Origin of the sequence: Rhizobium sp. YJ-22, from assembly GCF_029601685.1 — a bacterium.
Lineage (GTDB): Bacteria > Pseudomonadota > Alphaproteobacteria > Rhizobiales > Rhizobiaceae > Metarhizobium.
On record NZ_JARRIR010000005.1, the window covers coordinates 263,139 to 286,052 of the forward strand.

Genomic DNA, 22,914 nt, shown 5'->3' on the forward strand with positions numbered 1-22,914 from the left:
TGCCAGGCCAACCTGCCCGGCCACCTGAAGCCAATAACTGTTCCCGCCAGCTTTTCATGGTTTTTCGGGCTGCGTCGCTGGCCGCGCCGCCCGGATTGATCAGGAGTTTTGCACTTGTCTGAAAATTATTCAAGCGTATAATAGCGGCCATCTGCACAAATTTCGACGCTTGGAACCCAGGCGTTTTCTTCGGGGGATGAGGGGATGGCTGAATTCGGCGCGCGGCCGATGGCGACGCATTGGCGACGGTTTTCGATGCGTTGTCGGGATGCCGACGCCCGCGCCGCAGCCGTATGCGCCGGCCGCGACGACCGGATGCCGCCCCTTCTCCGGCACGCTGCATGAGCCGCCGCGCCTTCCATCGCGCCAGCGAGGCGGAACGGCGACAGGATCTCATCTCCGCAACCCTGGACTGCATCACTGAACTCGGCGTGCAGGGAGCGACCGTACGCCAGATCGCCACGCGGGCCGGCGTCACCGGCGGCCTCATCCGTCACTATTTCGACGGCAAGGACCAGATGGTCCAGGCCGCCTACCGCGACACGATGATGGGCATGACCCGCACCGCCATCGAGGCGGCCGAATCGCTGGATGCGGATGCCCGCACCCGCCTCGGGCGCTTCATCGTCGCCAACCTGACGCCGCCGGTCACCGATCCGCGCACCCTGTCGCTGTGGGCCGGCTTCATCGGCCATGTCCGCCTCGACCCGACCTTCGGCGCCATTCACCGCGAAAACTACGCGGTGTTCCGCGAGGCGCTGGAAAGACTGGTGAGCGATTGCCTGCGCGAGGCGGGCCGGGCGCCGACCGCTGCGGAATGCCGGGCGCATTCCATCGCCATCAACGGCTTGATCGACGGGCTGTGGATCGAGGGATCGCTGGCTGCCGACATGTTTGACGATCGAGAACTGGCCGAGACGGCGCTGCGCGCCGTCGAGGCGATGCTCGGCCTGCCGCCGGGCGGCCTCGGTGCAACTCCCACCATGCAAGAAGGATAGAATAATGCGTTACGCATCGATCACCGATCGGCTCGAACATCTCGGCTCCGGCAAATGGGCGGTCCATCTTGAGGCGCGGCGCATGGCCGCCGCCGGCGCGCCGGTCATCGAGCTGACCATCGGCGAGCCCGACGTCCCCACCGATCCGGCGCTTCTGGCCGAATGCGCCCGCTCCATGCATGCCGGCCGCACCCGCTATTCCAACGGCCGAGGCGAGCCGGGCGTCGTCGCGGCGCTGGTCGCCAAATATGCCAGGCGCCGCCCCGACATCGACGAGCACAACATCCTCTGCTTCCCCGGCACCCAGACGGCGCTGTTCGCCGTGATGCTCGGCCTTGTGGAATCTGGCGACGGCGTGCTGGTCGGCGACCCCCTCTATGCGACCTATGAGGGCGTCATCGCCTCCACCGGCGCGCATATGATCCCGGTGCCGCTGCGCCCGGAAAAGGATTTCCACATGCAGGCCGAGGATCTGGAGAAGGCGATCACGCCGAATGCCCGGGTGCTGCTGCTCAACACCCCGCACAATCCGACCGGCGCCGTTCTCAGCCGCGACGAGATCGCCAGGCTCGGCGAAATCTGCCGCCGCCACGATCTCTGGATCGTCTGCGACGAGGTTTATGAAGAGCTGATCTTCCACAAGCCCTTCGCCTCGCCCTTCGACAGCCCGGAACTGGCCGAGCGCACCATCGTCGTCTCCTCGATCTCGAAATCCCATGCCGCCCCCGGCTTCCGCAGCGGCTGGGCCGTCGGCCCCGCCGAATTCTGCGACAAGCTGCTGCCGGTCTCCGAAACCATGCTGTTCGGCGGCCAGCCCTTCATCGCCGACATGACCGAGATGGCGATCTCGCAGCCCTTCCAGACCGCCGCCATCATGCGCCAGAAATACCGGACCCGCGCCGAACTGGTCTGCAAGACGCTGGCCGGTTCGAACCTGCTGCAGCCGCTGATGCCGGAAGGCGGCATGTTCATCGTCATCGACGTCTCGGCCACCGGCCTCAGCGGCGATGCCTTCGCCTGGGATCTGCTGAAGGACGAACAGGTTGCCGTCATGCCCGGCGCCTCCTTCGGCGAGCAGGCCGCCGATTACGTGCGCGTCTCGCTGACGGTCGACGATGCGCTTCTGGTCACGGCGATGGAGCGCATGGTGGCGCTCGCCGGCCGCATCGCCGCCGAGGGCGCGCCCAGGCCGCGCAGCCTCAGCGCCTGATCCCTTTCCCGAGACCGGTCCAAAGCGGCCGCATCCGGTTTCCGGGTGCGGCTTTTTGCCGGCCCTCGCCCAAAAGATCTCGGTCGCCCCACGGAACCGGACCGTAGGCTCGCGCATTATTTGCGCAGTTGGAATTCATATGGAGGCGAAGATGAAAGGAATACTACTTTGGCTGATCGGAATTCCACTTCCGATTATCCTGCTTCTGTATTTCTTCCATTACCTTTAAAAGAGATAAAAATTCACCCGATATGACTTGGCGGAAAGTGATCGATAGTTCGATCGACCGCTAGAATTCACGCGAAGGAGCTTCACGATGCTGTATTATGCGCTCGTTTTTCTTGTCGTTGCACTGGTGGCCGGTGTTCTCGGTTTCGGCGGCATTGCCGGCGCATCCGCCTCGATCGCCCAGGTTCTGTTCTTCCTGTTCCTGGTGCTGTTCCTGGCCTCGCTGGTCATCCGCCTGGTGCGCGGCGCCTGAGGAAAACCATCATGTCATGGGCTTCTCCTCCCCTTGCCCATGAAACGAAAAACCCGCCGGTCGCCCGGCGGGTTTTTTGTCGGAATGTCTTGGGCCGAAAAGGCTCAGTTCCAGTCGCGGATATCGACGAAGTGGCCGGCGATCGCCGCCGCCGCCGCCATGGCGGGCGACACCAGATGGGTGCGGCCCTTGAAGCCCTGGCGTCCCTCGAAGTTGCGGTTGGAGGTCGAGGCGCAACGCTCGCCCGGCTTCAGCCGGTCGTCGTTCATCGCCAGGCACATGGAGCAGCCCGGCTCCCGCCAGTCGAAGCCGGCCGCCTTGAAGATGACGTCGAGGCCTTCCTTCTCCGCCTGCTCCTTCACCAGCCCCGAGCCCGGAACGATCATGGCGCTGACAGTGGATGCCACCTGCCTGCCTTCGACGACCTTGGCGACGGCGCGCAGATCCTCGATGCGGCCATTGGTGCAGGAACCGATGAAGACGCGGTCGACGGCGATGTCGGTGATCTTCGTGCCCGGCTTCAGGCCCATATAGTCGAGCGCACGCCACTTGGAGGCGCGCTTGTTCTCGTCCTGGATCTCGTCCGGGTTCGGAACCGCGCCCTGAACCGAGATGACGTCTTCCGGCGAGGAACCCCAGGAGACGATCGGCGGCAGGTTGGCGGCGTCGAGCACGACGACGCGGTCGTAATGGGCGCCCTCGTCGGTATGCAGCGTTTTCCAGTAGTCGAGCGCCATGTCCCAGGCCTTGCCCTTGGGAGCGCGCGGCTTGTCCTGGACGTAGGCGAAGGTGGTTTCGTCCGGCGCGATCAGGCCGGCGCGGGCGCCGCCTTCGATCGTCATGTTGCAGATCGTCATGCGGCCTTCCATCGACAGCGAGCGGATCGCTTCGCCGGCGAATTCGATGACGTAGCCGGTGCCGCCGGCGGTGCCGATCTCGCCGATGATGGCGAGGATGATGTCCTTGGCGGTGACGCCCGGCGGCAGCTGGTTGTCGACGCGCACCAGCATGTTCTTCGCCTTCTTCTGGATCAGCGTCTGCGTCGCCAGAACGTGCTCGACTTCAGACGTGCCGATCCCGTGCGCCAGCGCGCCGAATGCGCCGTGCGTGGAGGTATGGCTGTCGCCGCAGACGATGGTCATGCCCGGCAGGGTGAAGCCCTGTTCCGGCCCGACGATGTGGACGATGCCCTGGCGGATATCGTTTTCGGAATAGTATTCGACACCGAAATCGGCGGCATTCCTGGCCAGCGCCTCGACCTGGATGCGGCTTTCCTCGTTCTTGATGCCGAGCTTGCGGTCCGGCGAGGTCGGCACGTTGTGGTCGACGACGGCCAGCGTCTTCTCGGGATGGCGAACCTTGCGGCCGGCCATGCGCAGGCCCTCGAAGGCCTGCGGCGAGGTCACTTCATGGACCAGATGGCGGTCGATATAGAGAAGACAGGTTCCGTCGTCTTGGCTGTTGACAACGTGATCGTCCCAGATCTTGTCGTAGAGGGTGCGGGGTGCGCTCATGGCTGGATATCCATCAATATACGGGGTCGGGGGATCGGCGGTCGATGGCCGCCGGACGTGATCGGATCGGAAGGACGATCAGGAAAGTCGGCTGTTGAGTGCCCCGGAAACGCGCGCGAAAAAACGTGCCGGCAGACGCTTGTGGTCCTGCAGCACGTAAACGAAAGGCGCGAGGCATCCGAATTTCGATCCCATGGGCGCGCTCATAGCAATTTTCGGCGGCTTCGGCAATGCATTTCACGGGCCGGCGTGGCGGCCGCGCAACGCAAATGGGAGGCGGCGATCTTGAAACCTTAACGAATCAATGCCTATCTTTGTCATCGATTGGGGCTCTGTGCCCGAATCATACGTGCCTGTTCTGTTACGAAGGAAAGGAAGAACTCTGACAACAGTACACGCCAAGGGGGGAGCACGCACCGCTACCCCGAAAAGCCCGGATCGTGGCGCCGATGCCGCAACCCGCGGGCTTCAACTGGTCCTCCTCAGCCTGGAGGACTCCAAGGCAGAAGACATCGTCACCCTCAACATTGCCGGAAAGTCCGCGCTCGGAGACTACATGGTCGTCGCCTCCGGTCGCTCGAGCAGGCATGTGGCCGCGATTTGCGACCACCTGATCGCCGATCTCAAGGACGAAGGTTTCGGCAACGCCCGCGTCGAAGGCATGGAAACCGGCGACTGGGTGCTGATTGACACCGGTGACATCATCGTCCATGTGTTCCGCCCCGAAATCCGCGAGTTCTACAACATCGAGAAGATGTGGGCCGCGCCGGATCTTGAGGAAGAGACACTGCACTGATCGCCCTTGCCGGCATGTCGCGGTCGCTTTGACGGTCGGGCCGAAGAGCGGCGTATAAAGCATTTCCAGGAAAAGTGGATACCGGTTTTCCGTCCGGAAATGCGATTAGACAAGGTCGCGGGCAAACGAGGCCCGACGGAACGAACACGACATGCGCATCGGCCTGTTTGCGGTTGGCCGGCTCAAAGCCGGGCTTGAGAAGGATCTTGCGGCCCGTTACCTGGAGCGGCTGGCCAAGGCAGGCCCTGCGATCGGCATCGAGCTTTCGCGCGTCGCCGAGGTGGGGGAAAGCCGCGCCTCGAATGCGGAAACGCGCAAGCGCGAAGAGGCGGTCCTGCTCGACAAGGCCCTGCCCGAGGGCGCCGTCCTGATCCTGCTCGACGAGCGCGGCAAGGCGCTCGACAGCGAGGCTTTCGCCGGCCTGATCGGCCAGTATCGCGACCAGGGCAAACGTGACCTCATGGTCGCCATCGGCGGCGCCGACGGGCTGGATCCTGCGCTGTACCAGAAGGCCGATGCCGTCATTTGTCTCGGCAAGATGACCTGGCCGCACCAGCTGGTGCGCATCCTGATCGCCGAACAGCTTTACCGGGCGGTCACCATCCTCTCCGGCCATCCCTATCACCGGGTCTGAAACACCCGGTCCGCCAAAATTGTCACGCAGGAGCAATCGTGAGGCTTGCGCCAAACTTGCGCCTTAAAGCCGGCCTCCTATGGATCACGGCGTTGTTCCTTGGCGAAAGCTCGCAAATCAGCTTAAAACTCCGCCCTTGTACGTTTTCCCGACCGGATCCCGATGCGGCCCTTTTTGCGCGCCATGAGACCTGCCCGCCTCGCCACCGCCCTGCCGCTGCTGGCAGTGCTTGCGGCCGGCGGCGATATGGCGGCAAAGGCGCAATCGCCCGAACCCCTTCCGGATGCGGCGGCCTCGACCCCGACCGAACTGGAAAGCGCCCTGCAGAAGAAACGCGACGACACCCGCGCCGAGCTGGAGGCGCTGTCGCAGACCATGACGCTGTCCACCGACAAGGTGAAGGCACTGGAAGACGGCATCGCCGCGCTCGACAAGAGCAGCGCCAGCCTGCGCGAAGCGCTGATCGAATCGGCGGCACGGCGCAAGTCGATCGACAAGGACATCGCCAGGGGCGAGTCGCGGCTGGCCGAGCTGCAGGTGCGCAGCGACATGATCCACGGCTCGCTGCGCGAACGGCGCGGCCTGCTGGCCGAAGTGCTGGCCGCATTGCAGCGCATGGGCCGCAATCCGCCGCCGGCTCTGCTGGTGACGCCGGAGGATGCGCTGGCTTCGGTGCGCAGCGCCATCCTGCTCGGCGCCGTCGTGCCCGGCATCCGCCGCGAGACCGAAAAACTCGCCGCCGACCTCGACGAGCTGACGACGCTTTCCGCCCATATCCGCACCGAGAAGGAAACGCTGACCGCCGCCATTGCCAGCAGCATGGAGGAGGAGCGGCGCATGGACCTGCTGATCGTCGAAAACGACAAGGCGAGCCGCCGCAGCGCGGGCGAGCTGGACGCCGAGCGCCGCCGCACCGAGGAGCTGGCGGCCAGGGCGACCAGCCTCGAATCGTTGATCGGCTCGCTGGAAACCGAGATCACCTCCGCCCGCGACGCCGCCACCGCCGCCCGCGTCGAGGAGGAGCGCCGCCGGCTGATGTCGGACGAGCAGCGCCAGAAGGCGCGCGAGCTTGCCGAAAGCGGCGTGCCCGACAAAAACCGCATTGCGCCTGCATATGCATTTTCCGACCTGAAGAAGAAGCTGGAGCTTCCGGTCGCCGGCACCATCCTGCGCCAGTTCGGCGATGCCGACGGCACCGGGCATCCGGCCAGAGGCATGACCGTCGCCGTCGAACCGGGCGCGCTCGTCACGGCGCCGGCGGACGGCTCGGTGGTGTTTGCCGGCGCATTCCGCAGTTATGGCCAGATGATCATCCTCAACACCGGAGACGGCTATCATCTGGTGATGGCGGGCATGGATCAGGTCAAGACCCGACAGGGCAAGTTCGTCTTCGCGGGCGAGCCCCTGGCGGTGATGGGTGAGAAAAGAGTTGCAAGCGCAACGGCTTTGGCGCTGGAAACGGATCGGCCAACGCTTTACATTGAATTTCGAAAAGACGGTGCGCCGGTCGATTCCCGACCCTGGTGGACCGCAACAAGCTCTGGAAAGGCACGCAATGATACGTAGGGCTTCTCTTGTTCTCGTGGGCGCTCTGATGGGCGCGACGGCGATGAGCGTCGTTTACTCGGCGGGCATGCCCGCCGTGGCGGCGGGCTCTTCCACCTACAAGGAACTGTCGATCTTCGGCGACGTGTTCGAGCGCGTGCGGGCCCAGTATGTGACGCCGCCGCAGGAAGACAAGCTGATCGAAAACGCCATCAACGGCATGCTGACATCCCTCGACCCGCATTCGAGCTACATGAATGCCAAGGACGCCGAGGACATGCGCAGCCAGACCAAGGGCGAATTCGGCGGCCTCGGCATCGAAGTGACCATGGAAGACGAAATGGTCAAGGTCATCACCCCCATCGACGACACCCCGGCGGCCCGCGCCGGCGTGCTGGCGGGTGACTATATCTCGGAAATCGACGGCCAGCCGGTGCGCGGCCTGAAGCTCGAAGACGCCGTCGAGAAGATGCGCGGCGCCGTCAACACCCCGATCAAGCTGAAGCTGCTGCGCAAAGGCGCCGACAAGCCGATCGAGCTGACCATCGTGCGCGACATCATCCCGGTGCGCGCCGTCAAGTGGCGTGTCGAGAACGATGTCGGTTACCTGCGCATCATCTCCTTCTCGGAAAAGACCTATGACGATCTCGTCAAGGGCATCGACGGCATCAAGAAGCAGGTGCCCGCCGACAAGCTGAAGGGTTACGTGCTCGACCTGCGCCTCAACCCCGGCGGCCTGCTCGACCAGGCGATCAACGTCTCCGACGCCTTCCTGGAGCGCGGCGAGGTGGTTTCCACCCGCGGCCGCAACCCGGACGAGACCCGCCGCTTCAACGCCAGCCCGGGCGATCTTTCCGACGGCAAGCCGGTGATCGTGCTGATCAACGGCGGCTCGGCTTCGGCCTCGGAAATCGTCGCCGGCGCCCTGCAGGACATGCATCGCGCCACCGTGCTCGGCACCCGCAGTTTCGGCAAGGGCTCGGTGCAGACCATGATCCCGCTCGGCGAGAACGGCATGCTGCGCCTGACGACGGCGCTGTATTACACGCCGTCCGGCAAGTCGATCCAGGGCACCGGCATCCAGCCGGACATCAAGGTTGACCAGCCGCTTCCGGCGGAGTTGCAGGGCAAGCTGACCAGCGAGGGCGAATCCTCGCTGCCCGGCCACATCAAGGGCCAGAGCGAGACCGAAGAGGGCTCGGGTTCCTCGGCCTATGTGCCGCCGGAGCCGAAGGATGACATCCAGCTCAACTACGCGCTCGACCTCTTGCGCGGCGTCAAGACGGATCCCGCCTTCCCGCCGATGCCCGACAAGGCCGAAGTCACCAAGTAACCAGCTATGACGGGCGCCGGCTTTCGCAAGCCGGCGCCTTTCCTTTGCCCATGGCATCCCCTGGGGAATGTCGCGAGGCGCGATGATCGGGCGGCAGACGGTGGACAGCAACCTTCACCTTCCATTGGGGCAGAACAGAAAGGCTGCGACGCCGAAGCGAAAACGGCTTTCGCTCGAACGCCTGCTGACCGGCTTGTGCACGGCTGTCGTTCTCGGCCTTTCCGTCTATGCCACCCTGCCCTTCCAGGGCCTGCAACGCCCAGCGGCGGAAGCAACCGCTCCCGAGCCGCCGAAGGACATCGCCCAGGCCGAACCGCCCGCCGATGCCAAGCCGCCCGCCCGCAACGGCCTGCCGGTCGCCCATAGCCACTCCGGCGCCAATGTCGAGGCGACCACCACAGATGACGGATCGGTGGTCATCAAATACACCCCGAAATCGCGCGAGAGCAGTGGCCCGGTGCTGGTCGGCACCGACAAGGTCGGCCAGGATCCGCGCATGGCGGCCATGCCGAACGACGCCCTGCTGGAAGACACGCCCGAGGGCCGGTTGCCGATCGTCGGCCCGGACGGGATGCGTCCGGTCGATCATTATGCCAGGCCCTGGTCGGGCGCGCGCGCCACCCGCGTCGCCATCGTCGTCGGCGGCCTCGGGTTGAGCCAGACCGGCACGCAACGCGCCATCAAGCAATTGCCGGAGGAAATCACCCTCGCCTTCGCCGCCAGCGGCAACAGCTTGCAGCGCTGGATGCAGGAAGCGCGCCGAAACGGCCATGAAATCCTGCTGCAGGTGCCACTGGAGCCTTTCGACTATCCGGATAACGATCCCGGGCCTGACACACTGCTGACGGCGAACGCGCCGAAGGAAAATTTGAAGCGCCTGCACCGCTCGATGGCCAAGATCACCAATTACACCGGAGTGATGAACTATCTCGGCGGCCGCTTCCTTTCCAATGCCGACGCGCTGGAGCCGGTGATGCGCGACGTCGCCGGGCGCGGGCTGTTGTTCCTCGACGACGGCTCCTCGGCGCAGACGCTGAGCGGCACGATCGGCAAGACGCTGGAAGCGCCACAAGCCTTCGCCGACCTGCAACTCGACGGCCAGGTCGACGAGACCGCGATTCTCACCAAGCTTGACGAGCTGGAGCGTATCGCCCGCCGCAACGGCTCGGCCATCGGCGTCGCCTCCGCCTTCGACGAAAGCATCGCCGCCATTTCCAAATGGAGCAATGAGGCGGCGACGCGCGGCATCGAGATCGTCGGGGTGGCGTCGCTGGCGACCGATCGCTAGTAATAGCGCCGAACCAACAAGCGGGAGCATGAGATGAGCAAGAACAAGCCCGTGCGGGCGGAGGATCTCCCCTATCGGCCCTGCGTCGGCATCATGGTGCTGAACCGCGCCGGCCTCGTCTGGGCTGGACGGCGCATCCCCGTGGGCAATAGCGAATATGACGGCTCGCCGCAGCTCTGGCAGATGCCGCAAGGCGGCATCGACAAGGGCGAGGATCCCCTGCCCGCCGCCAAACGCGAACTCTACGAGGAAACCGGCATGCGCTCGGTCACCCTGCTCGCCGAGGCGCGCGACTGGATCAATTACGACCTGCCGGCGCCTCTGATCGGCATCGGCCTCAAGGGCAAGTATCGCGGCCAGACGCAGCGCTGGTTCGCCTTCCGCTTCGAGGGCGACGAGAGCGAAATCGCCATCAACCCGCCGCCCGGCGGCCACGACCCGGAATTCGACGCTTGGGACTGGAAGCCGATGCGCGATCTGCCGGGCCTGATCGTTCCGTTCAAGCGCAATGTCTATGACGCCGTCGTAGCGGAATTCGCCCATCTCGCCGGCTAGAGCATTTCCAGCCGAAGCGTGATCGCTTCGGCTTCGGACAATGCGGCAAAAACAGGAAGATAGACCAGAATCCGAACTCTGAGCCGGCGCAAGACGGGAGAGCGCGACATGCAGCATGTCGGCTGGAGCCATCAGGCAAAAACGCCCGGCCGCGTCACCGTCTATCCCGATGGCTGCCGCGACGTGATCGTCGTGGAGGCGCCGGGCGAGGCCCCGCATCTGCTGTTCTCCGATTGGGACGACCGGCCACGGGTGGTCGATGTCGTCGCCGGCGTGCGGATGACCGGTTTTCGCCTGCGGCCCGGCCTGACGCTGTCGCCGGATGCGCTGGCCGAACTGGCAGGCGAGGAGGCGCACACCGCCGCCTTCCTCGGCGACAGGCTGAACCCGGCGGACGAGATGGCCGAGATCGTCGACCTGCTGGCCGGCTCCGCTTTGCCGCTGATCCGCATCGCCCGCCGGGCCGGTGTCTCGCCGCGCACATTGCAGCGGCGTTTTCACGAAAAGCGCCTGCCTGTGCCGGATTTCTGGCGCCGCCTCGGCCGGGCGCGGCGCGCGGCCGCAGCCCTGTCCGATGACATGCCGCTCGCCGCCATCGCCGCAAGCCTCGGCTACAGCGACCAGGCGCATATGACCCGCGATTGCCTGCGCTGGTTCGGGCAAAGCCCGGCGCGGCTGCGCCGGGACGAGGCCGCCCGCGCCATCCTCGCTCAGCCCGGGCTCGGCAACTGGGCCGGCGTGCAGATCTCGATGAGATAACCGTTGGGATCGCCGACATAGGCGATCACCTGCCCCCAGGGCATTTCCCGTTCCGCCTGCACCAACGTCGCGCCGGCCTTCTGCGCGCGCGCAAGTGCGGCCGTGACATTCTCCGTCTCGAAGGCGAGTTCGAAAGCCGGCGCATGGAGAGAAGGCTTTTGCGGATGCTTGCCCAGCTGCCGCATCAGCGCCATCGAGGAACAGGCAAGCTTGGTCGCGCCGGTGGAAAGCTCGCCGTAATCGCCGCTCTCATGCAGGAAGGCGATGTCGAAACCGAAGGCGCGGTTGAAGAAATCGAGGCTGGCCCGCACGTCCTCGACATAGAGAATAGTGTATCGGAAATTCATGGAACGCTCCCTTGCTGATATCGAAGACGTAGAGTTTGTCAGGGAAAAGTGGAACCCGGTTTTCCCGAAAAGACAAACGAAAACAAAGAACCATAGCGTCTGTCAGGTTCAGAATGAACCTGACAGACGCTATGGCGGGAGCGGGCCACGGTCTTGAATTTTCGCGACAGGCGCAAAAAACGAAAAGGCCGCCCGCGAAAAACTTCGCGCGCGGCCTGATTCAGCAGAGAAAAAATCTCAGTGGCCGTCGCCTTCGGCCTCATCGGCAGAGCCGGCATTGAGCTGGCCGTATTTCGATTCGCCGATCTTGTCGAGCAGTTCGAGCTGGGTTTCGAGGAAGTCGATATGGCCTTCCTCGTCGGCCAGCAGCTGTTCGAAAAGCTTCATCGACACGTAGTCGCCGGCCTCGTGACAGATGTCGCGCGACGCCTTGTAGGCGGTGCGGGCATCGTATTCGCCGGCGAGATCGGCTTCCAGCACTTCCTTGACGTTCTGGCCGATGCGCAGCGGCGCGACGGTCTGCAGGTTCGGGTGCCCCTCGAGGAAGATGATGCGTGCGACGAGCTTGTCGGCGTGCTGCATTTCCTCGATCGATTCGGCCCGTTCCTTCTTGGCCAGCTTGGTGTAGCCCCAGTCTTCGAGAAGACGATAATGCAGCCAATATTGATTGACGGCGCCCAGTTCGAGGAACAAGGCCTCGTTAAGCCGCTCGATGACTCTTTTGTCGCCTTTCAAGGTCCGCTCTCCTGTTTTCTTCATGGAATTGCTTGAGGCGGGCCATAAAATCAAAAATATCGGCCTCCGTCGAGGGGCGGCCGTTATGATAGGCTTCCGTCGTACGAATAATGATGTCGACGACGTTGGGGAAACAGCCGCAGCAACGGCCGCGCTTTTCCATGGCATGATAGACCTTGGCAGGAACGATCAACTGCCAACAGTCCTCATCGAGCAACGAGATGATCGTTTCCTCGATTTCCTTCACCGTGATGAAATTGCAGCTACATACCAGCATGTCCGTCTAGTCCGACAATCACGCACCCTGATTTTTCGACATAGAAACCAAAAGAGGACATTCCTTGTCAACATAAAAACGTCACGAAAAAACCCACGGATTTTCGAACGATTCTAAACATGATCAAAAATATCGACATTTCAGCCATTTACGCGCCGATGCAATGATGTCGCAGCTTCAATGAAAATTACGCCCCTTCGGCATCAGCCGCGCGGCATCCTCGGTGGCGGCCCGGTCCTGCGCCGCCCGCGCCTTGCGGGCGCGTTGATCCTCCGTCGGGCGGATCGCCTCGTCGGCGCGCGGCATGGCGGAAAAACGCCGTTTTTCGCTGTTGAGCAGACCGAGCAGATGCGTCATGTCCTCCAGATGCTCGGCGACCACATGGATGACCTCGTTCTCGCGTTGCAGACGACCGCGGATGTGCACCAGCCGCGCATTCATCACCACCGGGCGATAGGCCGTAAACACCCGCTTCCAGACGATGGCATTGGCAACGCCGGTCTCGTCCTCCAGCGTCATGAAGATCACGCCCTTGGACGAGCCGGGACGCTGGCGCACCAGCACGAGGCCGGCAATCGTCACCATGCTGTCCTTCGGCGCATTGCGCAGGTCGCGATGGCGGGTGATGCCCTGCCCGGCCAGTTGCCTGCGCAGGAAACTGAGCGGATGCGCTTTCAGCGAAAAGGTGACGGCGCGGTAATCCTCGATCACGTCCTCGCCCGGCGACAGGCCGGGCAGGATCACGGCCTCTTCCCGTTGCAGATCTTCGCTGTCGCCGCGCTCGAACAGCGGCAGGAATTCGGCCGCGCCCTTCTCGTCCAGCGCCCGCACCTGCCATAGCGCCTGGCGGCGGTCGAGGCCGAGCGAGCGGAAGGCATCGGCGTCCGCAAGCTTTTCGATGGCGCCGCGCGACAGGCCGGAGCGCAGCCACAGATCGCGCACCGAGCGATAACCCTCCCCGCGCCGCGTGGCGCATGCCTCCATCTCCGCCTCGCGCAGGCCGGTGACCTGCCGGAAACCGAGCCGCACCGCCCTTGCCGTTTTGATCACCGGCCGCATCGACACATGGCGGAGATCGACCCGGCGCGGCTCGAAGGCCGCTTCCTCCAGCGTGCTGTCCCAGCCGGAATGGTTGATATCGACCGGCCGGATCTCGACGCCGTGGTCGCGCGCATCGCGCACCAGCTGCCCCGGCGCATAAAAGCCCATCGGCTGCGAATTCAGCAGCGCCACGCAGAACACGTCAGGATAATAGGTTTTGATCCACGAGGAGGCATAGACCAGCAAAGCGAAGGAGGCCGCATGGCTTTCGGGAAAGCCGTATTCGCCAAAGCCTTCGATCTGGCTAAAGCAGTTTGCGGCGAATTCCGGATCATAGTCGTTCTTGACCATGCCGGCGATGAACTTGTCCCGGAAATAGGACAGTTTTCCGCTGCGCTTGAAGGTCGCCATGGCGCGGCGCAGCAGGTCGGCATCGCCCGGCTTGAAGTCGGCAGCGGTGATGGCGATCTGCATCGCCTGCTCCTGAAACAGGGGCACGCCGAGCGTGCGTTCCAATACGGCCTTCAGTTTCGGGTATCGATAGTCGATCTCCTGCCCCTGCCGCTGCATTTCGCGGCGCTTGAGATAGGGATGAACCATGTTGCCCTGGATCGGGCCGGGGCGGACAATCGCCACCTCGACGACCAGATCGTAGAACCGGCGCGGACGCAGGCGCGGCAGCATGCTCATCTGCGCCCGGCTCTCGATCTGGAAGACGCCGATCGTATCGGCGCGGCAGATCATGTCATAGACCGGCTCCTCGTCCTCATGGGTGTCGTTGCCGAGATCGGCGAGCGTCTTCTTGACGTCGTAATGCAGGCGCAGCAGCTCGAAGGCTTTCGCCATGCAGGTCAGCATGCCCAAGGCCAGGATATCGATCTTGAACAGGCGGACATTGTCGAGATCGTCCTTGTCCCATTCGATCATGAAACGGTCGTCCGACGCCGTGTGCATGATCGGCACGATCTCGTCGAGACGGTCGCGAGTGATGACGAAGCCGCCGACATGCTGGGTGAGATGCCGGGGAAATTCCATCAGCTGCAATGTGTATTCGGCGACCCTCCGCGTCGTCGCATCCTTGAGATCGAGGCCGGAAAGTCGCACCTGCTCCGGCGACAGCCCATGCGTCCACCAGCCCCAGACATTGGCCGCCAGCGCCGCCTGCACGTCCTCGGACATGCCGAAGGCTTTCGCCACCTCACGGCAGGCCGAACGGGTGCGATAGGTGGTGACGCCAGCCGCAAGCCCGGCATGGTCTTGCCCATAGGTTTTATAAATGTGCTCGATGATCTCCTGCCGGCGGGCATGCTCGAAATCGACGTCGATATCCGGCGGCTCGTCGCGCTCGGTCGAAATGAAGCGTTCGAACAGCAATGTCGATTTCTTCGGATTGACGTCGGTGATCTCAAGGCAATAGCAGACGGTGGAGTTGGCCGCCGAGCCCCGACCCTGGCAAAGAATATTGTTCTTGCGGGCGAACTGCATGATCGAGCGGATGGTGAGGAAATAGCCTTCGTAATATTTTTCCTGAATTAGCTTGAGTTCATGCTGGATCTGATGGACGAGCTTGCCCGGCATTCCCTCGGGAAACCGCGTCGCCGCTCCCTCCCAGGTCAGCCGCGCCAGCGTCTCGGTCAATGTTTCGCCTTCGACGCTTTCGTCAGGATAGAGATGGCCGAGCTCGTCGAGCGAAAACTTTAGCCGGCGAAAGAATTTCACGCTGTTGGCGACCGCCTCGGGATAGTCGCGCAATAGCCGCACCATTTCCGCGCCGTGCTTCATATGCCGCTCGGCATTGGGCTGCAGCAGGAAACCCGCCTCGGCAAGCGTCACATGATTGCGGATGGCGGTGACGACATCGGCGAGCGGCCGGCGCTCGGGGAGATGATACAGCGGCTCGTTGGTGGCGATCAGGGGTAACTTGAGGCGGCCGGCAAGACTTGCCCGGTCGGCGAAGACGAGGCGGTCGAGCCCGTCATAGGCGAGAGACAGCGCCAGATAGACACGGTCGCGGCAGGCTGTCTTCAGCCGTTTCAGCACGGCCTCCAGCCCGACCTCCGTCTCCCCCTCCGGCCGGCGACGCGGCGGCAGCACGGCGAGCATCAGGTTTTCGTGGAATTGCAGCAGGTCGGCCTCGTAGAGCAGGCACTTGCCTTTCTCGGCACGCAGATTTCCGGTGCTGAGCAGCCGGCAGAGATTGGCCCAGCCGCGCCGGTTTTCGGCAAAGGCGAGGATGTCGGGCGTCTCATCGGCAAAGACCAGCCGCGCGCCCGGCTGGAACGGCACCGGCGGCAGCGGCTTCTTGTCCCTGCCCGCCCCGTTTTTCGGATCGGTGAGCGCCTTCGCCTGCATATGGGCGCGCACCACCCCGGCGACGGAATTGCGGTCGGCGATGGCAAGGCCCGCAAGCCCCAGCGCAGAAGCGGCGATCACCATCTCCTCCGGCCGGGACGCGCCCTCCAGGAAGGAAAAATTGCTGCGCGCGCCGATCTCGCAAAAATCCGTCATGCGAACACCCCGTGCATGAACCAGCGCGGCGGCGTTTCGCCATACAGCCCCTCGCGAAACAGCCAGTAGCGGCGGCCGGCCTCGTCCTCGATGCGGAAATAGTCGCGCGGCGGGGCGGTCTCGCCATCGACCCACCATTCGGCGCCGATGCGCTCCGGCCCTTCGGCGCGGCGCACCTGATGCTGGGTTCGCCGCCAGCGGAACAGGATCGGCGGGCCGTCCGGCACCGGCGCGATGGCCTCCATCAGTTCCGGCCGCGCAAACAGCCTGAAAGGCCGCTCCAGCCGCAGCGGCGCATGGTTTTGCGAAACCGCCTGCGTCGCTCCCGCCTGGAAGGCGGGGCGCAACAGGCCGGCGCGTTCGGGCAGGTGGCTTTCATGCGCCACCGGCAGCAGCAGGCAGTCCGCGCCGAACCGGGCGACGGTCTGGTCGATGAAGGCGTCGAGACTGGCCGCGCCATCGCTGCTACCTGAAAAATCCTGCTGCGCGCCGGCGAAGGTATCGGCATGCAGCACGTTGAGCCGCAGCAGCTCGAAACCGAAACCGGCATCGAGATCGTCATGCACCGCCTGAAACCGCTCGGAAAACAGCGCCGCGATGCGCTTGGGCTCACGCAAGGGCGAGGAGGCGCCGGCATGCAGGCGGAAAACCTGCCCGTCGACGCGAAACAGCAGCAGCTCGAACAGCCGCCCGCCCAACCCATGCGTTTCCAGTTGCGGCTTCAGCGCCACGGCGAGCTTGGCCGAGAGCGCCATCAGATCCTCCTCGCCGGTGACCGGCTCGGCCAGCTTGCGCTCCACCGACAGGCGGGCCAGCGGCCGGCGCGGCGAGATCGGCTCGTCTTCTTGCCCGAGCGCCTGGTCGAGGCGCAGCACCACGTCCGGCCCGAAGCGGCGCGTCAGCGGTGCACGCGGCAGGGCCAGCAGATCGCCCACCTGCCGCAGGCCGAGCCTTGCGAGCCGAGCCACGGTGTCCGGCGACAGCCGCAGGGCATCGAGCGGCAGCGGCGTCAGCGCGGCCTCGGCCTCCTCCACGCCGATCACCCCGCCGCCCCCATGACGGGCAATGGCGCAGGACAGGCCCGGCGAAGCGGCAATGGCGCCGCGCGCATCGAGGCCGAACTGCTTGAGGCGGGCCAGCACATCCTGTAACAACGCGTCCTCGCCGCCGAACAGATGGGCGCAGCCGGTGATATCGAGAAACAGGCCGGCGCGGCCGTCGATCGCCACCAGCGGCGTATAGCGATCGCACCAGTCGGCAATGGCGGCGAGGAAGCGGGCATCCGCCGCCTCGTCGGCCATGGCGACATCGAGCGGCGGGCAGATGGCCTTGGCCTCGGCCAGCCCCTGCATCGGTTTCAGGCCGAGCGCCTCCGCCGCCTCGTCCAGCGCCGTCAGCCGCATGGCATTCTGCACCCGGCCGGCGCAGACCAGCGGCGGCGCCTCAGGACGCCCGGTTAAACGCCACGACATGCCCCAGCGGCTGCGCGCGATCCGGTCGGTCGGCAGATGCGGAAAATGCAGCGACAGGATGCGCTGCTGTCCCTGGCGGAAGAGCGGCAGGGCGGACGGCGTCCGCAGGTCGGAACTGGCGGGCATGGGGGTTCCACTCCAGAAGGAAATCGGTGAGGACAGGAAGGCGGCTTTTCTCGACGGCAAGCTGGAAGCGCGGATAGCCGAGGCTGCCCGGCAATGGCTTGCCGTCGCTTAGAAAACGCAAGCCGGCCGGGGCAGGGCGGATATGCAGGCGCAGTGCCGCGCTGCTTGCCTCTTCCTCACCCGCCTGGCGCAGCACGAAGATCGGCCGGCCGGCGGCGCGCGCCTTGAGGCTGAGCCGGCGGCTTTCGGTGAGACCGAAGCGGGCGGGATTGCCGCGCACTTCCAGAAGCACGGCCGCGAAGGCGCGGCTGGCAAGGGCTGCCTCGGCCAGCCACAACGCCTCGTCGATCTTCTTCGGGGCGGCATAGAGCAGCCCGACAGGAGAGAGCCCGTGATCGCCAAGGCCCTCGACATGCGGCAGGCCGGCTTCCATCGCCACCACCGGCTCGCCGATCCACAGGCAGAGCCGGCGGGCATCGGCGGCGCCAAGGCAGGCACAGAGCGCCATGGCAAAACCGCTGACGGCGCCGGCATCGCGCAGCTCGTTCCCGCGCAGTTCCACCAGGGCATCGAGCGGCAATCCACCCTGCAAGGCCTCGTCCAGCGCCGTGTGGCCGAGGGACAGCAGGGGAGGAGCCGCTTTCGGCCCTTCGCCGAAGCGGGCTTGCGGCTTTCCTGCCGTGCTGACAGGCGTTTCCACCCGGTCCGGCGCGCGGCCTTCCAATCGGGCAATGGTCTGGCGCAGGGCGCAAAGCGTCTCCCGCGCCCTGGCGTCCCCGGCCATGAGCGTGCTCCGATCTCGTTTTTCCAAAAGACAAGAGATGGGGCATCCTATAGGGCGACCCAATGTTCTCTTTCTGTTCTTATGGATTCCAGAGCCTCGCCGGAGAGTCAACACCCTTTTATGTGAATTTATTCCTGTCCGGATTTCTCCACTCGAAAAATCCGGCCAAACAGCCTATATGGGGTCAGCATACAAGGAGCAGACATGGCCCGCATCGACCAGACCGAAGATTGGCGCGAACGCCACGCGCCGACGATCAGCACCTTCGAGTCGCTGGCAATCGAGGCCTATGGAAACCTGCCGGAGGATTTCAGGGCGCTGACACGCGATCTCATCATCGAGATCGCTGATTTTCCAACCGACGACGTGTTCGAGGACATGGCGCTGGAAACGCCCTTCGACCTGCTCGGCCTGTTCGAGGGCAGGGGGATTTCCGAGCGCTTTACCTTGGAAACCGGGCAGATGCCGAACCGCATCACCCTCTATCGCCGCCCGATCATCGACTACTGGGCCGAAAACGAGGAGACCCTGGGCGACATCATCACCCACGTGCTGATCCACGAGATCGGCCACCATTTCGGTCTCAGCGACGACGACATGGAACGCATCGAGGAAAGCGCCGACCAGGCGGCCGACAGCCGGTAAGGACAAGCCTCAGATTGCTGACGCAAACCTTCTTCGTCATGCTCGGGCTTGTCCCGAGCATCTGCAACGTTTTGATTTTTCTCGATGTTGGCAGATCCTCGGCACAAGGCCGAGGATGACGCTGCGGGTGGGGCAGGGCTTGCCGGCAAACCGGATGCCGGCCAAGCGGCCTTTCCCGCTTACTGCTCGGTCAGCTTCTTGGCCGGATCGTAATCCCTGCCATGGATCGTCTTGGTGACCGCCTGGCCGCACATGACCTGGCTGGTCGTGGCATTGTAGGTGAGCGACGGCGAGCCGTGCAACTCCCAGCCATCGTTCAGCGCCGCCGTCACCCGGTGGCAGAAGGCGGCGTCGTCGGGGCCGGTCAGAAAACGGTAGAGTTTCACGCGATATCCTTTCGTGCAGAAATCTGGCGGACCTTGTGCATCAGCCGCTCGGCCTGTTCAAGATGCAGGCGCTCGACCATGCGCCCGCCGATCTCGATGACGTTGAGCGCTTCGGCACCCGGCGCGGCAAAGCCGGCGATGATCGCTTGCGCTTCCGCGATCTCGGCCTCGCCCGATGCGAAATGCCGGTTGGCGGCTTCGATCTGGGCGGGATGGATCAGCATCTTGCCGTCGAACCCCATGGCGCGGCCTTGCGCGCATTCCCCGGCAAAACCCGCCTCGTCGCGAAAATCGTTGAAGACGCTGTCGATGACGTCGAGGCCGAAGGCGCGGGCGGCGAGCACCACCTGCATCAGCCAGGGCAGGAGATAGGCGCGGCCGGGCTGCGGCAGGACGCCGGTCTCCTTGCGCAGGTCGTTGAGGCCCACCACCAGCGCATCGAGGCGGGCGCCATGGCCCTGCCGCGTGCCGGCGATGGCGCCGATCTCCAGCACCGCCCGCGGCGTCTCGACCATCGCCCAGACCCGCAAGCCTTTTGGCGCCCGCGCCCGGTCGAGCCGGGCGCAGATGCCGATGATATCGGAGGGCGTCGTCACCTTCGGCACCAGCACCGCATCGGGATTGAGCGCCAGCACCGCGTCGAGATCGGCGCCCGCATCGTCCGTATCCAGCGCATTGATGCGCACGATCCGTTCGCGCCCGCGAAGCGGCGTCTCAGCGAAGAAACGCTTCAGATTGTCGCGCGCCTCGGCCTTGCGAGCGGGCGCCACCGAATCCTCCAGGTCGAAGATCACGCCATCGCAATCCAGCCCATGCGCCTTCTGCAAGGCGCGTTCGTTGATCGCGGGCACGCTGAGCAGCGAGCGGCGCAGGCGAGGGGGAAGAGAGGCGGAAGCAATCGCGGTCATGGGATCTTTTGTGCCAAGCTTTTTCAGCGCCGGCAAGTCAACAAAATGCCATGCTGCTCTTGCAGAACCTTCATGCAGGGACCACATTCCACGGTGTAGAAAGGCTTGAAAATCATGCACAACCTCCGTTCGATCGTTTATGCCCTCGGTGCCGTCGCGATTGTGTGCTCTCTCGCAGTCTTTACGCTTTCGGCCACCCTCGTTCTCGCAGCCGTGCTCGCCGGCATCACCGTGGCGCGCAGCCTGTCGCTGAAGCTGAAGCCGGCGCCCGTGCGGGCGCGCAGTGCCCATGAACCGCGCCGGGTCTGGAACGACGGCCGCGGCACGATCATCGACATGTAAGCGCCGTCTCCGGCATCCCCATGCGAAGGGGCGGCCAGAATTCGCTTCATTTCCTGTCGGATTTCGGCTATTGGGCAGGAAATTTTCCTGACACGAAGGCCAAGCTCCATGGACAAGTTCGTCAAGCTCACCGGCGTCGCCGCGCCGCTTCCGGTCGTCAACATCGACACCGACATGATCATTCCGAAGGATTACCTGAAGACGATCAAGCGCACCGGCCTCGGCACCGGCCTGTTCGCCGAAGCGCGCTACAACGAGGACGGCACGCCGAACCCGGATTTCGTGCTCAACAAGCCCGCCTACCAGAACGCCCAGATCCTCGTTGCCGGCGACAATTTCGGCTGCGGCTCCTCGCGTGAACATGCACCGTGGGCGCTGCTCGATTTCGGCATCCGCTGCGTCATCTCCACCAGCTTCGCCGACATCTTCTACAACAACTGTTTCAAGAACGGCATCCTGCCGATCGTCGTCAGCCCCGAAGATCTCGACAAGCTGATGGACGACGCCAGCCGCGGCTCCAACGCCGTGCTGACCGTCGACCTCGAAGCCCAGGAAATCAGCGGCCCGGATGGCGGCCGCATCTCCTTCGAGATCGACGCCTTCAAGCGCCATTGCCTGTTGAACGGCCTCGACGACATCGGCCTGACCATGGAAAAGGCCGCCAGCATCGACAGTTTCGAAAAGGCCAACGCCGCTTCGCGCCCCTGGGCCTGAGGCAAAGCGTCCTGACCGGATCACGAGGCGGCGTTCATTCGCCGCCTTTTGCTTTTCATGGGACGCGATGCATCGCCAACGATGCAAATCAGGTGCCGCTTATCGCGCCATTTCACGCAATTTTCGATGCCAAATCCTGCCTCATCTTGGCGGAAATTGCCGAAGCCGAACACTTGAGACCCTTCCTCGCCTTGAAATGACCGGCGCCGGCGTTTAAGAACCCGGCCAATATTTCTTGCCGAAGGATTTTTCCATGACAGCGCGCAATCTCTTCCTCCTGCCCGGCGATGGCATCGGTCCCGAAGCCATGGGCGAAGTCCGCAAGCTCATCGCTTACATGAACGAGGCCATGGGCGCCGGTTTCGTCACCGACGAGGGCTTGGTCGGCGGTTCGGCCTATGATGCGCATGGCAGCGCCATCTCGGAAGGCGATATGGAAAAGGCGCTGGCGGCGGACGCCGTGCTGTTCGGCGCCGTCGGCGGCCCGAAGTGGGATGCGGTTCCCTATGAAGTGCGCCCGGAAGCCGGCCTGCTGCGCTTGCGCAAGGATCTCGAACTGTTCGCCAACCTGCGCCCGGCCATCTGCTATCCGGCGCTTGCCGCCGCGTCCTCGCTGAAGCCGGAGCTGGTCGAAGGCCTCGACATCCTCATCGTCCGCGAGCTGACCGGCGGCGTCTATTTCGGCGAGCCGAAGACGATCACCGATCTCGGCAACGGCCAGAAGCGCGCCATCGATACCCAGGTCTACGACACCTACGAGATCGAGCGCATCGCCGGCGTCGCCTTCGAGCTGGCCCGCACCCGCAAAAACGCGGTCTGCTCGATGGAAAAGCGCAATGTCATGAAATCAGGCGTGCTGTGGAACCAGGTGGTCACCGAGACGCACAAGGCCAAATATTCCGACGTCAAGCTGGAACACATGCTGGCCGATGCCGGCGGCATGCAGCTCGTCCGCGCTCCGAAACAGTTCGACGTGATCGTCACCGATAACCTATTTGGCGACATGCTTTCCGACGTCGCCGCCATGCTGACCGGCTCGCTCGGCATGCTGCCCTCAGCCTCTCTCGGCGCCCCGGATGCCAAGACCGGCAAGCGCAAGGCGCTCTACGAGCCGGTGCACGGCTCGGCCCCCGACATCGCCGGCAAGGGCATCGCCAACCCGATCGCCATGATCGCCTCCTTCGCCATGTGCCTGCGCTATTCCTTCAACCTCGTGAAGGAAGCCGACAATCTGGAGAAGGCGATCTCCAACGTCCTCGACCAGGGCATCCGCACCGGCGACATCATGGCCGAAGGCTGCCGCCAGGTCGGCACCGCCGACATGGGCGACGCCATCCTCGCCGAGTTCAAGGCGCTTTCCGCCTGATCGTTTTCACGTGAAACATTTTTGGCGCCGCCCGTGCGAACGGGCGGCGTTTTTTTGGGTGCAGCGCTTGACTTGCCCTACATGGACATGTCCGCTCTCCCCGTTTTCACGAGGAGAGCGGCAGGCCAAGGAAAAAATTCCGCTTTGCCG

Annotated in this window: 23 protein-coding genes; 14 read left to right on the forward strand and 9 right to left on the reverse strand. The window is 64.2% G+C overall.

What is annotated here, in order from left to right:
* Positions 1-341: 341 nt before the first annotated feature.
* The 3 genes from P7F60_RS14380 (at position 342) to P7F60_RS14390 (ending at position 2,689) form a co-directional block, all read left to right on the forward strand.
* Positions 342-998 carry a TetR family transcriptional regulator C-terminal domain-containing protein gene (locus tag P7F60_RS14380; protein ID WP_277918418.1) on the forward strand — a complete coding sequence of 219 codons (657 nt, stop codon included), beginning with the start codon at positions 342-344 and terminating at the stop codon, positions 996-998.
* Positions 999-1,002: 4 nt separating this feature from the next.
* On the forward strand, positions 1,003-2,208 hold the full coding sequence (locus P7F60_RS14385; RefSeq protein ID WP_277918419.1) for a pyridoxal phosphate-dependent aminotransferase: 1,206 nt from the start codon (positions 1,003-1,005) through the stop codon (positions 2,206-2,208).
* 316 nt (positions 2,209-2,524) lie between these two features.
* Positions 2,525-2,689, forward strand: a complete 165-nt coding sequence (locus P7F60_RS14390; RefSeq protein WP_277918420.1) for a DUF1328 domain-containing protein — start codon at positions 2,525-2,527, stop codon at positions 2,687-2,689.
* 104 nt (positions 2,690-2,793) lie between these two features.
* Here P7F60_RS14390 and leuC read toward each other — a convergent pair whose 3' ends face one another.
* On the reverse strand, positions 2,794-4,203 hold the full coding sequence (gene leuC, locus P7F60_RS14395) for a 3-isopropylmalate dehydratase large subunit (RefSeq protein WP_277918421.1): 1,410 nt from the start codon (positions 4,201-4,203) through the stop codon (positions 2,794-2,796).
* A 304-nt stretch (positions 4,204-4,507) separates the two neighbouring features.
* Here leuC and rsfS point away from each other — a divergent pair, with 304 nt between their 5' ends.
* The 7 genes from rsfS to P7F60_RS14430 all read left to right on the forward strand — a co-directional run bounded on the left by rsfS (position 4,508) and on the right by P7F60_RS14430 (position 11,113).
* Complete coding sequence (rsfS, locus tag P7F60_RS14400) at positions 4,508-4,999, forward strand: ribosome silencing factor (protein ID WP_277918422.1); 492 nt, start codon at positions 4,508-4,510, stop codon at positions 4,997-4,999.
* Positions 5,000-5,150: 151 nt separating this feature from the next.
* Positions 5,151-5,633 carry a 23S rRNA (pseudouridine(1915)-N(3))-methyltransferase RlmH gene (rlmH, locus tag P7F60_RS14405; protein ID WP_277918423.1) on the forward strand — a complete coding sequence of 161 codons (483 nt, stop codon included), beginning with the start codon at positions 5,151-5,153 and terminating at the stop codon, positions 5,631-5,633.
* A 183-nt stretch (positions 5,634-5,816) separates the two neighbouring features.
* The gene (locus P7F60_RS14410; protein WP_277918424.1) at positions 5,817-7,199 is read left to right on the forward strand and encodes a murein hydrolase activator EnvC; all 1,383 of its coding nucleotides are present in this window, start codon (positions 5,817-5,819) and stop codon (positions 7,197-7,199) included.
* On the forward strand, positions 7,189-8,511 hold the full coding sequence (locus tag P7F60_RS14415) for a S41 family peptidase (protein ID WP_277918425.1): 1,323 nt from the start codon (positions 7,189-7,191) through the stop codon (positions 8,509-8,511). The genes P7F60_RS14410 and P7F60_RS14415 overlap by 11 nt, the downstream gene beginning before the upstream one ends.
* Before the next feature lie 100 nt (positions 8,512-8,611).
* On the forward strand, positions 8,612-9,799 hold the full coding sequence (locus P7F60_RS14420) for a divergent polysaccharide deacetylase family protein (protein WP_277918426.1): 1,188 nt from the start codon (positions 8,612-8,614) through the stop codon (positions 9,797-9,799).
* Positions 9,800-9,832: 33 nt separating this feature from the next.
* Positions 9,833-10,354, forward strand: coding sequence for an RNA pyrophosphohydrolase (locus P7F60_RS14425; protein WP_277918427.1), 522 nt, complete (start codon positions 9,833-9,835; stop codon positions 10,352-10,354).
* A gap of 108 nt (positions 10,355-10,462) precedes the next feature.
* Entirely contained in the window at positions 10,463-11,113 is a 651-nt protein-coding gene (locus P7F60_RS14430) for a helix-turn-helix domain-containing protein (protein ID WP_277918428.1), read from the forward strand.
* On the opposite strand, the gene P7F60_RS14435 is transcribed toward P7F60_RS14430, so the two are convergent.
* The 6 genes from P7F60_RS14435 to P7F60_RS14460 form a co-directional block, all read right to left on the reverse strand.
* Positions 11,065-11,460 (reverse strand): VOC family protein, encoded by a 396-nt coding sequence (locus P7F60_RS14435; protein WP_277918429.1) that lies wholly within the window; start codon positions 11,458-11,460, stop codon positions 11,065-11,067. The genes P7F60_RS14430 and P7F60_RS14435 overlap by 49 nt on opposite strands.
* Before the next feature lie 237 nt (positions 11,461-11,697).
* Positions 11,698-12,195: a bacterioferritin gene (gene bfr / locus P7F60_RS14440; protein WP_277918430.1), complete on the reverse strand. Its 498-nt coding sequence runs from the start codon at positions 12,193-12,195 to the stop codon at positions 11,698-11,700.
* On the reverse strand, positions 12,161-12,472 hold the full coding sequence (locus P7F60_RS14445) for a (2Fe-2S)-binding protein (protein ID WP_277918431.1): 312 nt from the start codon (positions 12,470-12,472) through the stop codon (positions 12,161-12,163). Before P7F60_RS14445 ends, bfr begins: the two co-directional genes overlap by 35 nt.
* A gap of 177 nt (positions 12,473-12,649) precedes the next feature.
* The gene (locus P7F60_RS14450; protein WP_277918432.1) at positions 12,650-16,021 is read right to left on the reverse strand and encodes an error-prone DNA polymerase; all 3,372 of its coding nucleotides are present in this window, start codon (positions 16,019-16,021) and stop codon (positions 12,650-12,652) included.
* Positions 16,018-17,493, reverse strand: a complete 1,476-nt coding sequence (locus P7F60_RS14455) for a DNA polymerase Y family protein (protein WP_277918530.1) — start codon at positions 17,491-17,493, stop codon at positions 16,018-16,020. The genes P7F60_RS14450 and P7F60_RS14455 overlap by 4 nt, the downstream gene beginning before the upstream one ends.
* The gene (locus P7F60_RS14460) at positions 17,465-18,403 is read right to left on the reverse strand and encodes a hypothetical protein (protein WP_277918433.1); all 939 of its coding nucleotides are present in this window, start codon (positions 18,401-18,403) and stop codon (positions 17,465-17,467) included. The genes P7F60_RS14455 and P7F60_RS14460 overlap by 29 nt, the downstream gene beginning before the upstream one ends.
* Positions 18,404-18,607: 204 nt before the next feature.
* Here P7F60_RS14460 and P7F60_RS14465 point away from each other — a divergent pair, with 204 nt between their 5' ends.
* Positions 18,608-19,048, forward strand: coding sequence for a metallopeptidase family protein (locus tag P7F60_RS14465; RefSeq protein ID WP_277918434.1), 441 nt, complete (start codon positions 18,608-18,610; stop codon positions 19,046-19,048).
* 179 nt (positions 19,049-19,227) lie between these two features.
* On the opposite strand, the gene P7F60_RS14470 is transcribed toward P7F60_RS14465, so the two are convergent.
* Together P7F60_RS14470 and P7F60_RS14475 are read right to left on the reverse strand one after the other, a co-directional pair.
* Complete coding sequence (locus tag P7F60_RS14470; RefSeq protein WP_277918435.1) at positions 19,228-19,434, reverse strand: DUF1737 domain-containing protein; 207 nt, start codon at positions 19,432-19,434, stop codon at positions 19,228-19,230.
* Positions 19,431-20,342 (reverse strand): CoA ester lyase, encoded by a 912-nt coding sequence (locus tag P7F60_RS14475; RefSeq protein WP_277918436.1) that lies wholly within the window; start codon positions 20,340-20,342, stop codon positions 19,431-19,433. The genes P7F60_RS14470 and P7F60_RS14475 overlap by 4 nt, the downstream gene beginning before the upstream one ends.
* Positions 20,343-20,456: 114 nt before the next feature.
* Here P7F60_RS14475 and P7F60_RS14480 point away from each other — a divergent pair, with 114 nt between their 5' ends.
* From P7F60_RS14480 to leuB, 3 genes are all read left to right on the forward strand, one after another.
* On the forward strand, positions 20,457-20,684 hold the full coding sequence (locus tag P7F60_RS14480; RefSeq protein WP_277918437.1) for a hypothetical protein: 228 nt from the start codon (positions 20,457-20,459) through the stop codon (positions 20,682-20,684).
* A 108-nt stretch (positions 20,685-20,792) separates the two neighbouring features.
* On the forward strand, positions 20,793-21,398 hold the full coding sequence (leuD, locus tag P7F60_RS14485; RefSeq protein WP_277918438.1) for a 3-isopropylmalate dehydratase small subunit: 606 nt from the start codon (positions 20,793-20,795) through the stop codon (positions 21,396-21,398).
* A 253-nt stretch (positions 21,399-21,651) separates the two neighbouring features.
* A complete protein-coding gene (gene leuB / locus P7F60_RS14490) occupies positions 21,652-22,764 on the forward strand; it encodes a 3-isopropylmalate dehydrogenase (protein WP_277918439.1) in 1,113 nt (370 codons plus the stop codon).
* Positions 22,765-22,914 lie beyond the last annotated feature (150 nt).

Excerpts from the sequence above, each read along its gene's own strand:
- P7F60_RS14380 (WP_277918418.1), top strand. The coding sequence starts at position 342 with ATGAGCCGCCGCGCCTTCCATCGCGCCAGCGAGGCGGAACGGCGACAG.
- P7F60_RS14385 (WP_277918419.1), top strand. The coding sequence starts at position 1,003 with ATGCGTTACGCATCGATCACCGATCGGCTCGAACATCTCGGCTCCGGC.
- P7F60_RS14390 (WP_277918420.1), top strand. The coding sequence starts at position 2,525 with ATGCTGTATTATGCGCTCGTTTTTCTTGTCGTTGCACTGGTGGCCGGT.
- leuC (WP_277918421.1), bottom strand. The coding sequence starts at position 4,203 with ATGAGCGCACCCCGCACCCTCTACGACAAGATCTGGGACGATCACGTT.
- rsfS (WP_277918422.1), top strand. The coding sequence starts at position 4,508 with ATGCCTATCTTTGTCATCGATTGGGGCTCTGTGCCCGAATCATACGTG.
- rlmH (WP_277918423.1), top strand. The coding sequence starts at position 5,151 with ATGCGCATCGGCCTGTTTGCGGTTGGCCGGCTCAAAGCCGGGCTTGAG.
- P7F60_RS14410 (WP_277918424.1), top strand. The coding sequence starts at position 5,817 with ATGAGACCTGCCCGCCTCGCCACCGCCCTGCCGCTGCTGGCAGTGCTT.
- P7F60_RS14415 (WP_277918425.1), top strand. The coding sequence starts at position 7,189 with ATGATACGTAGGGCTTCTCTTGTTCTCGTGGGCGCTCTGATGGGCGCG.
- P7F60_RS14425 (WP_277918427.1), top strand. The coding sequence starts at position 9,833 with ATGAGCAAGAACAAGCCCGTGCGGGCGGAGGATCTCCCCTATCGGCCC.
- P7F60_RS14430 (WP_277918428.1), top strand. The coding sequence starts at position 10,463 with ATGCAGCATGTCGGCTGGAGCCATCAGGCAAAAACGCCCGGCCGCGTC.
- P7F60_RS14435 (WP_277918429.1), bottom strand. The coding sequence starts at position 11,460 with ATGAATTTCCGATACACTATTCTCTATGTCGAGGACGTGCGGGCCAGC.
- P7F60_RS14445 (WP_277918431.1), bottom strand. The coding sequence starts at position 12,472 with ATGCTGGTATGTAGCTGCAATTTCATCACGGTGAAGGAAATCGAGGAA.
- P7F60_RS14450 (WP_277918432.1), bottom strand. The coding sequence starts at position 16,021 with ATGACGGATTTTTGCGAGATCGGCGCGCGCAGCAATTTTTCCTTCCTG.
- P7F60_RS14455 (WP_277918530.1), bottom strand. The coding sequence starts at position 17,493 with ATGTCGTGGCGTTTAACCGGGCGTCCTGAGGCGCCGCCGCTGGTCTGC.
- P7F60_RS14460 (WP_277918433.1), bottom strand. The coding sequence starts at position 18,403 with ATGGCCGGGGACGCCAGGGCGCGGGAGACGCTTTGCGCCCTGCGCCAG.
- P7F60_RS14465 (WP_277918434.1), top strand. The coding sequence starts at position 18,608 with ATGGCCCGCATCGACCAGACCGAAGATTGGCGCGAACGCCACGCGCCG.
- P7F60_RS14475 (WP_277918436.1), bottom strand. The coding sequence starts at position 20,342 with ATGACCGCGATTGCTTCCGCCTCTCTTCCCCCTCGCCTGCGCCGCTCG.
- P7F60_RS14480 (WP_277918437.1), top strand. The coding sequence starts at position 20,457 with ATGCACAACCTCCGTTCGATCGTTTATGCCCTCGGTGCCGTCGCGATT.
- leuD (WP_277918438.1), top strand. The coding sequence starts at position 20,793 with ATGGACAAGTTCGTCAAGCTCACCGGCGTCGCCGCGCCGCTTCCGGTC.
- leuB (WP_277918439.1), top strand. The coding sequence starts at position 21,652 with ATGACAGCGCGCAATCTCTTCCTCCTGCCCGGCGATGGCATCGGTCCC.